Source organism: bacterium (assembly GCA_023145965.1).
GTDB lineage: Bacteria > UBP14 > UBA6098 > UBA6098 > UBA6098 > UBA6098.
Window position 1 is genome coordinate 1 of the sequence record JAGLDC010000116.1, and the last position, 10,803, is coordinate 10,803.

Annotated in this window: 19 protein-coding genes; 7 read left to right on the forward strand and 12 right to left on the reverse strand. The window is 43.0% G+C overall.

The window, feature by feature from the left end; genetic code table 11:
- Positions 1–40: 40 nt before the first annotated feature.
- Positions 41–1,045, reverse strand: a complete 1,005-nt coding sequence (locus KAH81_09975) for a hypothetical protein (protein MCK5833979.1) — start codon at positions 1,043–1,045, stop codon at positions 41–43.
- A gap of 83 nt (positions 1,046–1,128) precedes the next feature.
- On the opposite strand from KAH81_09975, the gene KAH81_09980 reads away from it, so the two are divergent.
- Positions 1,129–1,359 (forward strand): hypothetical protein, encoded by a 231-nt coding sequence (locus KAH81_09980; GenBank protein MCK5833980.1) that lies wholly within the window; start codon positions 1,129–1,131, stop codon positions 1,357–1,359.
- A 300-nt stretch (positions 1,360–1,659) separates the two neighbouring features.
- Here KAH81_09980 and KAH81_09985 read toward each other — a convergent pair whose 3' ends face one another.
- The 10 genes from KAH81_09985 to KAH81_10030 form a co-directional block, all read right to left on the reverse strand.
- Positions 1,660–2,007: a hypothetical protein gene (locus KAH81_09985; protein ID MCK5833981.1), complete on the reverse strand. Its 348-nt coding sequence runs from the start codon at positions 2,005–2,007 to the stop codon at positions 1,660–1,662.
- Between the two features lie 9 nt (positions 2,008–2,016).
- Entirely contained in the window at positions 2,017–2,451 is a 435-nt protein-coding gene (locus tag KAH81_09990) for a hypothetical protein (protein MCK5833982.1), read from the reverse strand.
- A gap of 6 nt (positions 2,452–2,457) precedes the next feature.
- The gene (locus KAH81_09995) at positions 2,458–3,036 is read right to left on the reverse strand and encodes a toll/interleukin-1 receptor domain-containing protein (GenBank protein ID MCK5833983.1); all 579 of its coding nucleotides are present in this window, start codon (positions 3,034–3,036) and stop codon (positions 2,458–2,460) included.
- A 72-nt stretch (positions 3,037–3,108) separates the two neighbouring features.
- A complete protein-coding gene (locus tag KAH81_10000; GenBank protein MCK5833984.1) occupies positions 3,109–4,011 on the reverse strand; it encodes a Dam family site-specific DNA-(adenine-N6)-methyltransferase in 903 nt (300 codons plus the stop codon).
- Positions 4,012–4,013: 2 nt separating this feature from the next.
- A complete protein-coding gene (locus KAH81_10005; GenBank protein ID MCK5833985.1) occupies positions 4,014–4,841 on the reverse strand; it encodes an EcoRV family type II restriction endonuclease in 828 nt (275 codons plus the stop codon).
- A 62-nt stretch (positions 4,842–4,903) separates the two neighbouring features.
- Positions 4,904–5,203: a hypothetical protein gene (locus tag KAH81_10010; GenBank protein ID MCK5833986.1), complete on the reverse strand. Its 300-nt coding sequence runs from the start codon at positions 5,201–5,203 to the stop codon at positions 4,904–4,906.
- Between the two features lie 71 nt (positions 5,204–5,274).
- Positions 5,275–5,694, reverse strand: coding sequence for a hypothetical protein (locus KAH81_10015; protein ID MCK5833987.1), 420 nt, complete (start codon positions 5,692–5,694; stop codon positions 5,275–5,277).
- Positions 5,695–5,714: 20 nt separating this feature from the next.
- Entirely contained in the window at positions 5,715–6,617 is a 903-nt protein-coding gene (locus KAH81_10020) for a hypothetical protein (protein MCK5833988.1), read from the reverse strand.
- Complete coding sequence (locus KAH81_10025; protein ID MCK5833989.1) at positions 6,554–6,763, reverse strand: hypothetical protein; 210 nt, start codon at positions 6,761–6,763, stop codon at positions 6,554–6,556. Before KAH81_10025 ends, KAH81_10020 begins: the two co-directional genes overlap by 64 nt.
- Before the next feature lie 18 nt (positions 6,764–6,781).
- Complete coding sequence (locus tag KAH81_10030; protein ID MCK5833990.1) at positions 6,782–7,459, reverse strand: hypothetical protein; 678 nt, start codon at positions 7,457–7,459, stop codon at positions 6,782–6,784.
- 284 nt (positions 7,460–7,743) lie between these two features.
- Between KAH81_10030 and KAH81_10035 the strand changes: the two genes are divergently transcribed.
- On the forward strand, positions 7,744–8,001 hold the full coding sequence (locus tag KAH81_10035; protein ID MCK5833991.1) for a hypothetical protein: 258 nt from the start codon (positions 7,744–7,746) through the stop codon (positions 7,999–8,001).
- A gap of 27 nt (positions 8,002–8,028) precedes the next feature.
- Here the strand turns inward: KAH81_10035 and KAH81_10040 are convergent, their stop codons facing one another.
- Positions 8,029–8,229, reverse strand: a complete 201-nt coding sequence (locus KAH81_10040) for a helix-turn-helix domain-containing protein (protein MCK5833992.1) — start codon at positions 8,227–8,229, stop codon at positions 8,029–8,031.
- Between the two features lie 693 nt (positions 8,230–8,922).
- Between KAH81_10040 and KAH81_10045 the strand changes: the two genes are divergently transcribed.
- The 5 genes from KAH81_10045 (at position 8,923) to KAH81_10065 (ending at position 10,728) form a co-directional block, all read left to right on the forward strand.
- A complete protein-coding gene (locus tag KAH81_10045; protein ID MCK5833993.1) occupies positions 8,923–9,366 on the forward strand; it encodes a transposase in 444 nt (147 codons plus the stop codon).
- Between the two features lie 16 nt (positions 9,367–9,382).
- A complete protein-coding gene (locus KAH81_10050) occupies positions 9,383–9,772 on the forward strand; it encodes a transposase (GenBank protein ID MCK5833994.1) in 390 nt (129 codons plus the stop codon).
- A gap of 131 nt (positions 9,773–9,903) precedes the next feature.
- A complete protein-coding gene (locus KAH81_10055; protein MCK5833995.1) occupies positions 9,904–10,155 on the forward strand; it encodes a hypothetical protein in 252 nt (83 codons plus the stop codon).
- A 4-nt stretch (positions 10,156–10,159) separates the two neighbouring features.
- The gene (locus tag KAH81_10060; protein MCK5833996.1) at positions 10,160–10,573 is read left to right on the forward strand and encodes a hypothetical protein; all 414 of its coding nucleotides are present in this window, start codon (positions 10,160–10,162) and stop codon (positions 10,571–10,573) included.
- Positions 10,570–10,728, forward strand: a complete 159-nt coding sequence (locus KAH81_10065; protein ID MCK5833997.1) for a hypothetical protein — start codon at positions 10,570–10,572, stop codon at positions 10,726–10,728. Before KAH81_10060 ends, KAH81_10065 begins: the two co-directional genes overlap by 4 nt.
- Positions 10,729–10,803: the final 75 nt, after the last annotated feature.

A 10,803-nucleotide genomic window follows, 5' to 3' on the forward strand; every position in this document is an offset into this window, starting at 1 on the left:
TCGGACGAAAATATCGCGCCAGCCGCCGGCCTGTGCCGACCTACGTGACTTCCACAGTATCCTCGCTGGAAATCCCCGGCTCGCCTAGCTCATTATACGGTGTCGCGCGATAATGAAAAATCCCCGGGAACGGCACCCTGTCGCGGAAAGGCAGAATCTCATCGGCATCCAAATTGTATTCCGTGATATACTCCCAAACCCCCGACCCATCCTGCTCGCGCTCTAACACACACCTCGGGCAGCCGATTATCTTCGTTAAGATGACCTCGACCGTTAGCGACAACCCCACAACCACACTCACCTTGAATAGCCCCATCGGCCCCGGGAAAGGCACGCCCTCCGGCGCCTCGGGTTCCTCTGGCTCCTCCGGCTCCGGATCGCCCGGCGTCCAGACCTCGCTGGAAGGCACAAAACCGAGAAGCCTTAAATTGGAATCGTCCTTACCCCATGTCATACGCGCGAGACGATAAACGAGCCGAAGATTATCAGTGTCAACCGAAAAAACCGTCTGTTTCGCCAAAAAAGCATCCGATTTTTCGTCTTTTTCCGTGATTGCCGCCTGCATAAAATCATACATATCGTTCGCAAGGGTGACCATATTATTCACGATAGTGTCCGAAACGACACGCTCGTCGAGCGCCACCACGAGAACATCGTGCGTCTTTTTCCACTGACCGATGGATTCGTGTAAATCGCCAAAAGTCCGGGGCGCTTCGCCTTCCACGCCATACCTATTTCTAATATCATCATCTTTTTGAACCCTGTCAATTATCGCAAGCAAAAGTCCCTTCGCCTCTGCATAAAGCTCCGCGGCCTCCGCGTGTTTTTCCTGCAAATGTTGATACGCTTCGTCCATTTCGCCGTCTTGAACGAGGGCGTTTTCGCGTAGATTTTCCCATGCCGCAGAAGCCCCTTGCGCCCACGTTAGAAGCGTTCCGCCTACGCCGATACTCACCGCGTGGGCGTCGATATTACCCGACAAAAGGACGAACCTCTCTGAGCGATCATTGTCGTCGTCGTGAAGAAAATTATTTCCTTTTAACATTTTAATGCTCCTTTTTTGACTTTTTTTGGAATAAACTTAGTTGCATGCGTCGAAAACTTGCTCGCATGTATCATTTACTTTAAGTGAACGGCGTCTGCGTCGAAGTTTTTAAGACATGGGACGAAGTATTTCTTAACAGAGTCAAAGTGTTCTATACACGGGAGCAAGTATTTCTTGACTGCGTCGAAGTGTTCTATACACGGGAGCAAGTTTATGACGTCTGCGCCGAGGTCCACGGGACATGCGTCGAAGTTTTCTACACCTGCGCCGAGGTTAACCCTTTGACTACATTGACTTTACGGCATTTTAGGTGAATTCACCCATTTCGCCCCGATTTCTCTTTTTCGATAGCCCTCCCTCATTCTAAATTATACATTATTAATTCTACATTATTTCCAAACCCGTTTCCGGGATAACATGAATTAACTCTATGTAAAGAACTCTATTTCTTCTTCTTCGCCTTCATCTTGCCCTTCTTCACTCTTCGGTCACTGAGCGAAGCCGAAAGATTGCTCCCTGAGCCTGTCGAAGGGCGTATTTCGACCCGTCGCGCTTGGCGTCCTGCCCCTTCTTCGTCAGGTCGTCACCTTTATAGGTCTTCTTCTTGGCGATGTTTAGACCTCTTTTTCAAGATAAATGGGTTTTTCAAAAAAGAAAGACATCTTATTATCTTCAATTTTAAATGAAAGAACCATAGAAGGATTTGCATAATATCCCACTGACCCCATTGCAAGAACTAATGAGTTATTAAAGACATCCCATCTAAAGTTGCCTCTTAAAAGAGACAAATCGCTAAATGCTTCGTTGGTTGTTACATTCCCTGTTTTATCTTCTTTGAAGACGATTGTTATTGGTATTCTAATCCATTCTCCACCAACATTGCCAGCTGAAAAATAAAAACCTTTCCATTCACCAACAATTTGGTTTTCATCTAATTCGTTAAGAGAAATAAGACTACACATTTTGGCCTCCTATAACTTAAGTTTTAATATTAGAAATGTTATGACTATACCTATCAGCGGCAAATGGAAAACCGTCACCGACCGATTCCATATCATCAGACATAAAGTGCAAGGAACATCATTCTTGAAACGTTCGTGATTCATATCGAAAGGTTTATAATCCGTTCTTATACCGTTGTGGCAATCAACAACCCGATCATATACCTTCCTGAAAAGCTTTTCTAAGCGAAGGTAATACGCGTCGAGAAACCAGAACCCAAAAGCTGGTATCAAAGGGACCAAGAAAACATGCCATGCTACAGATTCGCTTTGCGAGAAAATGAAGGCATAAAACGCTGTGATTAAGCCGATAGACCATCCTTTCATCTTGAACGAATTCGAGGCAAGTCGGTTAATCACGCCCTGGATTATTTCGAGGTGCTTTATTTCGATTTTGTTTTCCATTTTTTTCTACTGATGTTTATAAGGTTCTTTTCCTTTTAACCACCTGTTGAATTCGATGTATTCAGAAGGTGAATTGTTGACCCATAAATAAATGCTACCATTATCCCCTTTCTCGTAAGTTATATATGGATAAAGGCCAAGATATTCCTGTCCTCTGAATGATCCATTATCCTTTAAAATAGGCAAAATAGCTACACGGTTTTTTAAAGAATCGAAATAGCCAGTTTCCCACGGCATCCATTTTGATGTCTCAGAATTGACCGAGTGAACGTAAACAAGGCTTTTGCACTTAGCCATCCTATCACGAAGCATCTTTGCGTTTTCTTTTGAAATATTTCTTCCGTTGATTCGCGAAAAGGGGTCTTCAATCCAATCAACGTAAGTTGAAAAATCGTATCTATTTTCAAGTTCTTCTTTAAGTGCGATAACTTGCGCAGAATCACCCCGCGAATGACTTAGAAAAATATCATAACTACTCCGTGGCGAGCGTAATTCATCTTCTAATGATTTTTCTAAACTCGCAAGCTTAGTCATTCCCATGCTTTTTCTTATTGAACTTAAATAACTTTTCGTAAAAAACGCCATTTCTTCTCCTTGTTTGGTTATTTCACTCCCACGTTTCTTTCGATTTTCTCCGCAGCGCGCGGGTGGTTCCCATCAGGTTGCCGCTACTGCGAAAATCTCCATTTGTTTCGTTTTTGGCGCTTCTTTCGCCTCGTAAGATGTCTCGAAATTGGTTATCAGCGCTTCGAGCATCGCGTTGCGATTGTCCTCCTTGCCGCCCAAATGGTAAAAATGTTCGCGAGTTAGCATAAAATAGTCCGTCCAAAGTTCTTCGATATATGGATTATTCCGATATTTATTGCTGTGCCATGTCGAGAGTATAAACCGTGCGTTTGTCGATCCCAATAACTTAGCTAAAATTCTCTCTTGTTCCTCGCCCCAACCATTGAAGTAGTCGGTATGGCGGGCAATATACGGCGGGTCGCAATATATGATGTCATTGCTATTGGCGGTCTTAATCGTGTCCGAGAAGTCCTGGCATTTGAACTCGTAGTCGCCTAACGCTAACGCATCGACGACGCCTTGAATTTGATTGCAAATCTTTGTTACATAAGCCTTTGCAAAGCGATTCGGCTTTTTGCAGAAAGGAACATTAAATCCGCCCTTTCTGTTAAAGCGAATCATCCCATTGAAGCAAGATCGATTGAGGAAAAGGAAATCTAACGGGTTCCGGTCTTTGTTAAACCTATCACGAACGGCATAGTAGTGTTCTCCGTCTGTTCGCAATAACTCAGCCCCCTCCTTCTCAAGGAACAGCCTCGCAATGCGTGCAGTGATTTCGCCTTGTGATACCGCCTGATAAAAGCGGATAAGGTGTGGATTCGAGTCTGCGAGTAAGGCTTCGCGCGGCCTGATATTAAAGGCAACGACGCCCGACCCCATAAACGGTTCAATCCAACGTCCGTCGAAATTTGTAGGGGCTATGTCCTTTATCCACGGAACCAATTTTGTCTTGATGCCCTGGATTTTAATTGGTGGGACTATTGTTCGATTAATGCTCATTCTTTATTATTCCTCGGGACGATAAGGGAAGTGTCGCCACCGCGATATTTCACGAATTCTTCGAGTGAAGTAATCTTCTTTGTTTTCCCCTTTGGTGCTTTCACTGTTATTTCGCCAAAGTTCATCCAATAATCGTCGAACCAATCCTCACCGAGTTTTGCGAACATCCCGTTTCCGTTTATAATATCCTCTATTCTGCTTACACTTCCGATATTGGCCGTATTGCCTGAACCCACTTTGTCACCGGCTATCTTCCATTTTTCCGCAACAAAGAACTGGATATTAGAAATAACGGAAGTAATTGAATGAAGCTCATCGATTGAATGAGAGTGCGTTTCGTCGATAGTGGCGTTTGTTGCGCGGTCATAGATTATTCCTAAACAAAAATGACCTGAATAGCTTCCATAAGGGAATTGAATGTTTTTGGTGCTTGTTCGATCTGTAAAATATTTTCCGTGTGAACCAAGCGTAAATCCATTACATAGCCATGGTTTTTCTGGATTGCGGTATGTTGTTTTAAGATCAACTGCGAATCGAACCGACTCGTCTTTTTTCAGAACAAACGAAATATCCGGGTAGTAATTTTGATGTTCAGCTAAGACCAGTGCGAATCCGTGTTCTTCGGCGAAAGCTAATATTCGAGGAAATAGATGAATCTCTAATATTTTTGAAACGACTTTGGTATCTTGTGAAATCGTATAGACGTTTTTATAAACATCGATGAATCCTTTAACAGCCCATTGGCCGTCGCTACTACTCAAATGTTTGGAAAGAGTGCCCGCGAGTTTTTTCAAAGCGATTTCAAATTTCTTTTTACTTTTCATATAGGCACCTTTTAAATTCTTATCTATCTTAATATAAAAATAGTTTTCGGGGGGCGCAAGGATTATTCCTCCGGTAGTTCGCGTATTCCGGTGTCTATCTGTGGCGGTTCGGTTAAATTGTCGCGCGAGGCGGGGCAAGAGAGGTCTTTAAGCCGTCGTGCGCTCGGCATCACCCGCGAGGTGAACGAGCCTACACCGCCGTTGTATAATCTAACAGTATCTTCGAGCCTCCTGCCAATCTTGCCAAAGAACCCGGCAAATTTGCATATTCTCTCGTGAACCTCCGCGCCCGCGTGATAACTGCTCTTCGGCGCTCTGTGCCTTTTCCTTATTAAGTTACTCTGTCGTTCGCGCGCTGTCAAGGCCTATCCGTGTTTAACCAGCCGTTGTCGGCAATGCCGATAGATGACCGGCAGGGCCGGAGCCGACTTGCTCAACCACGCGGGGCGCGCGGATTCGCTTCTACAGTCGAAGTATTCCGCCGAGAAAATCCGGTCGACAGAATGGAGGCCTGCGGAGACCCACACAAATCGTGGTTTCTTGGCAAAATAGTTTGGTCGAAGCCGTTTGCTGTCGGTCTTACCGACCCATATTTCCAGAATGGATACAGCGACAGCAAGTCCAGCGGGCCGGCCTGTTCGACGGCGCAGGCCTCGCTAATCGTGCGGCAGAGGTGCATCGGCAAAACCGGCTTTGTGAATTTGCCCTTATAAATCGACCATTCCGGCCATTCGCGCCCCTCGATAAAAACGCTGTGGCTATTGTTGAGGTTATCGAACATGCTTTCGAACGCGGCGAATTCGAGCGCTGTGAGTTCGATAATTACTTGATCGTTTTCTATTAAGATGTTCATGCTTCCCCTTTTGGAAAATGTCAAATGCCTCTATAATATGAAGCGCCACCTCCTAAAGATGCTTCAGCATCTCCTAAATTTGAAGCGCCTCCTCCTAAAGATGGTTCGGCATCCCCTAAATATGAAGCGCGGTCTCCTAAAGTTGGCTTGTGGCCCCCTAAAGATGGTTTATCGGTTCCTATTCCTGTTTGATTTTCCCCTGCACCCTGTCCAGTAAGGATATAACCCGTTTCTTCCGTTCCATAAGTTTCTAACTGACCTCTGGATGTAATTCTAAGTTTAAAATCGTTGTTTACTCTGAAATCCAGCGCTTGATCGTCCGTTGTTCCGAGGAAATTAGTGCCGGATACAGTCCCGCTGTTGCCGGTGAGAAGCCAAGCATCGCCACCGGAGCCGCCATCATAAACGGCTTTAAATACTTTCCCTTCGACAATGGTTAGGACAGAATCCGGTGACGGGTCGTTTTCTACGTCTCCAATGAAAAGCGTATCGCCGACATTCACGTTGCCGTTCACATCGAGCAAATATGTTGGAGTAGTCGTTCCGATACCGACATTGCCGGTTTGATCAATTATCAACCTTGTGTCCCCGTCGTCGACAAGGTATAGTTTGTCGCTGTCGGCGTTGTTGTTGTAAATTCCCCATTTCCCGCTTGTTCCGTGGTAAAGACCTATTCCGGCATTGTCTGCAGCGCCACTACCACTACGGATATGTATGAAGGTGCTCGATGAACCCCTCACGTCTAACTTGGCTCCCGGCGTTGCCGTCCCGATCCCCACATTGCCCGTAGGAATTGAATACATGTCGTCGCCGGTGATTTGCCAGTCGGCGTCGCCATAAACGCTGTCCGGTATCCCGTCTATGCTGTCCCAATAGACATAACCCGCCCAGTGCGCGGAGTCCCGGCGATAGGGCTGTCCCAAATCGTGAATGTAACCGGAAAATCTCCATCCCGGGGATCCCCGGCATCGTCGGTGAACTTCCCCTGGAAATACATCTTCGACGGCACGGCAAAAGAGATGCTCACCACAAGGATCAACAGTGAAATAATTGCGATTGTGAATTTCATATTTTCTCCTATTAGATTCTACGGCAGATACGATCTGCCCCAGACACGTATTCTAATTGTAATTATTCCGTAACATGAACTTCTCGTCGGCGTAACAAACTGTTTCCACAGATTGTAATGTTCATTAAGCCCAAGATCGAAGCCCTCCGGCCCAAATTTCAATTCATCTGCCCATGTCAGGCTTTCTTTGATATAATCGTGCGTTGGATTAAACACGATTGGTGGATCAGGATTATTATCGAAACTCGCCCGAACAACACATCTGTCCCATTCGTTATAAGCGCCAAAGCTCCAATCGCAGGGGTCGGTTCCAATTCCCTCCAGCCCAAAGCCAATATGACAATCTCCGCAATTCGTTATTACAAACTGCTCGCCAGCGATCATTGTGACAGTCGATGAAACCGTTAGTGTATCCGTGTTCCAAATTGTATCGATTGTGATGAAACTGGTATCGACAATTTCAAAGCATAAGGTAAAATCACCGAAGAAATCGTTCCAAAAGCCATAGTTGCCAATCGTGTCGTCGTCAGAATCGGTAACCGGCCCGATAGAGACCTGACCCACCGTTACGCCGTTGAGGAGGCTGTCGACGTCCGCCGAAGACGAAATCGTCCACCAGAAACAGCGGACAGCATATAATTGAGATACCACTGCCATTAGCAGCAAGATCATTAAAACTATTCTATTGTTTTTCATAACTAGACCTTTGAAAGAATCATAACGTTAATGTTTGATTCCAGAGGATTACTCAATTCGAAGATGCGCGTTTTTGATTCTATTATTGCCTTGTTTTCCATATTAGCAGAATCATTTATTTCAATGTATTCCTGATTCTCATATAATAATAAAATATTGCAAATCGTAAATGTCAAGGGAATTATTAATCTCACCAACATCCTCCCACTGCCCCTCCACCGTTGACTATCCCGGCCATTATCCATATAATATTGCATCACAAATAACTAATTACGGGAGTCGCCATGATTAATAAGAGTGAGGGTCAACTACTAATCAAATTTAACTGTATCTGCGGGAATAATATCGTCCTGAAGGTAATTACAGATGATGGCCAGACGCGGGAGAAATGGTGTTCGATAATCGATAGCAATTATCTACCATACTTAGGGGATCGATCACAGACATACCTAATGAACGAAATAGATGATGTTGATTCGTTCTTCTGCGATGAATGTGGCACCGAACACGATATCGGCTACATCATGGACAAAGCCTTTTAAACGTTGTTAGAATGGGGGACAAGCACCTTATTCTTCATCTTCGAATTCCACCTTGTTGTCCTCTATCCACTCAAGCACCTCATTAAGCCTGAATCGCACTAGTTTACCAAACTTGAACGCCGGCAGATATCCCTCCAGTGCCCATGTGTATACGGTAGTCAATTTTACATTCAACATCTCCGCCACGTCTTTAGCTTCGAGTAATTTGTTGTCAGATCCGTTATTCATTTTTACCTCCATTTCAGAATTTTCCTTACATCAAAGAATAATATTTCAAGAATGTGCTTTTTTTTAAGTCTGCCAAATAATGATATTTATAAATTTGTTAATTATGGTTGGTTGGAGCATCAATGAGCCAAAAAGCACAATCATATTAATTTGGCAGATAGTTTTTTCGTCTATAGATTAGAAGTTGCAAGCTTATTAACGATGTGATTCCTGTGAAATCAATTGCTTCACCATAGAATTTTAATCATGCCTATACTGCTCACATTTATGGGGATGATTATAATAGGGGATATAGAACCTAAAAAAGGAGCATTATACCTCGGTGGGAGAATATTCTAAACCTTCTTAATATAAATTTTTTTTCTGCTTTTCCTATTTCACAAAAATATTCATTTATTTAAAACATGTCGCCACCAGATACATTATAAAATCTTGCTGGACATATCGTGCAATAATTTAAATTATAACATTTCATGCACATTGGGAATTTTTCAATGTTATCTCACTCGTAGCTCTTTATATATCATTTTGTATCATTTTTTTTATACTGTTTTATTAAAAAGGTTCCGTCCCTATATTTCTGTAAATTGGTTTTAGTTAGTCAGATGCTTTTATAAAAAAGCCATCGCAACAATCTCGACTTTCGGTTAGATTTAGATTGAAAACAAAAAAAAACTGAAAGGAGACATCACGATGGCCAAAAAACAAGATAAAGAGTTCTTTGAGATTTTTCAAGAAGCAAATACGGAGCAGAGAGACTTTCTTCAGGATTTGATCCGGGAGGTTCTCAGTCAGGTCATGGAGGCTGAGATCGAGTCCCAGCTTGGTGCGGGGCATTATGAACGAACCGATTCTCGACGTGGTTACCGCAACGGTTACAAGCCGCGAACGCTCAACACCCGAGTCGGAACATTGGAGCTGAAAGTTCCACAAGACCGCGACGGGCTATATCGCACCGAGATTTTCGAGCGTTATCGCAGAAGTGAGAAAGCGCTTTGGCTGACAGTCCACGAGATGATAGTTTCCGGGGTTTCGACACGCAAGGTTGACAAGATAGCGAAACAACTTGGGGTCGAACTCGCTATCGAGATCGACGGCCTCCCGCATGGCTTCAAGCCTCGACGAGGAGGTCGGTAAATGGTTGACAAGGCCTTTGGACAAGAAAATCTGGGAGCAAGAAAGCGTCGAAGATGCTCGCCGAAAGGCTTCTGAGTTGATTTTCGTCCTGGAGCGAGTTCGGCCCGATGTCACCGAGTGGATCGAGGAGACTATCGATGATACGTTTGCAATATATGCATTTCCGGCGAGTCATCGCAGAAAGCTTAAAAGCACAAACATGCTGGAACGAGTGAACCAGGAGCTGAAGCGTAGAACGCATGTAGTTAGAATCTTCCCAAATGTTCGTGCTTGCCTTCGAATGTGCGGGACGCTCTGCATGGAATATAGTGAGGAGTGGTCAACCGGGAAACGTTATTTAACAATGGAAAATCAAACAAAAACCGAAATCGAGAATGAGCCAAACGCCAATTTACAGAAAATTTAGGACTTGACTATTAGAGTATGGGCTAGTGATTGTGTAGCCTATTTAACTTATGTTCCAGTTTCCTCCAACTCTTTTGTTGAAAATTCTATGGATGAAGATAATAAAAAAAATTTGAGATTAGCAATATTATTTTGATTTTTGACTATGAGAATAACACTATTTCGGCATTTAATGAAAAAACTGAAAGTGCTCGCATTATTGTGTATAATTGTTCATCTTCAAATTGTATTAGCAAATATCCCATTGTTGATCGCCATATCAAACCAAAAGAAACGATTATTGAAAAAGACATATATTGGGATAATTATTTTCAAATTAAAATAGAAGAAAAAGATGGTTTCAAAAAATTCCCTTGGAGTTCTGGTTGGATCGTCCCCAAATAATAAAATGAGATTATTAATTAAATTTATACAAATTCCTTTATATTCATGTTTGCTATTGTTTGGATGTGCAAATAAGCAGATAGAAATTATTAGAAATAATGATGGAACCACCTGTAGGAATACATATAAAAGTTATAGCTGGGGTGATAATACTGAGCGTAAGGAGTTCATTTATGAAAATGGTATAGTATTCCGCGAACAATTTTCTACACAGGGGGTTATTGTTGTTTTTGATTATACAACCTATACTGTTTCTGTTACAAATAAGAGCCTCAATACGGTTCGAATAATAATAGAGATTCAAACTGGAACATCACTCTGGAATTTAGTGACATTTCCTGTGTTCGACAAAATGATTAAAGGAAAACAAAGTGTTGGACCAGAAAAATATTTGTTTCCGGAGACCGTTTTGCTATGAAAATCTATGTTCCAAAAACTCCAAGAACAAAAGAAGAGAAGTCTTTAGATGGATTTGGACTTATCTCTCTTAAAATAGATGGTCCAGGATTGCATGGTAGCGAAGATGATATTATTTATTTCCCATCTTTTAATGGATCAGTAACAGTTCCATAGTCGTTGCAAAATTGATTTGTTGTGTGTGTTGCAATAAATTGGTCTAATTTATTGTGTTTAGTTGACATAACCTTT

Coding starts and splice junctions, on each gene's coding strand:
- KAH81_09975 (MCK5833979.1), bottom strand. CDS start 1,045: ATGTTAAAAGGAAATAATTTTCTTCACGACGACGACAATGATCGCTCA.
- KAH81_09985 (MCK5833981.1), bottom strand. CDS start 2,007: ATGTGTAGTCTTATTTCTCTTAACGAATTAGATGAAAACCAAATTGTT.
- KAH81_09990 (MCK5833982.1), bottom strand. CDS start 2,451: ATGGAAAACAAAATCGAAATAAAGCACCTCGAAATAATCCAGGGCGTG.
- KAH81_09995 (MCK5833983.1), bottom strand. CDS start 3,036: ATGGCGTTTTTTACGAAAAGTTATTTAAGTTCAATAAGAAAAAGCATG.
- KAH81_10005 (MCK5833985.1), bottom strand. CDS start 4,841: ATGAAAAGTAAAAAGAAATTTGAAATCGCTTTGAAAAAACTCGCGGGC.
- KAH81_10015 (MCK5833987.1), bottom strand. CDS start 5,694: ATGAACATCTTAATAGAAAACGATCAAGTAATTATCGAACTCACAGCG.
- KAH81_10025 (MCK5833989.1), bottom strand. CDS start 6,763: ATGAAATTCACAATCGCAATTATTTCACTGTTGATCCTTGTGGTGAGC.
- KAH81_10030 (MCK5833990.1), bottom strand. CDS start 7,459: ATGAAAAACAATAGAATAGTTTTAATGATCTTGCTGCTAATGGCAGTG.
- KAH81_10035 (MCK5833991.1), top strand. CDS start 7,744: ATGATTAATAAGAGTGAGGGTCAACTACTAATCAAATTTAACTGTATC.
- KAH81_10040 (MCK5833992.1), bottom strand. CDS start 8,229: ATGAATAACGGATCTGACAACAAATTACTCGAAGCTAAAGACGTGGCG.
- KAH81_10045 (MCK5833993.1), top strand. CDS start 8,923: ATGGCCAAAAAACAAGATAAAGAGTTCTTTGAGATTTTTCAAGAAGCA.
- KAH81_10060 (MCK5833996.1), top strand. CDS start 10,160: ATGAGATTATTAATTAAATTTATACAAATTCCTTTATATTCATGTTTG.
- KAH81_10065 (MCK5833997.1), top strand. CDS start 10,570: ATGAAAATCTATGTTCCAAAAACTCCAAGAACAAAAGAAGAGAAGTCT.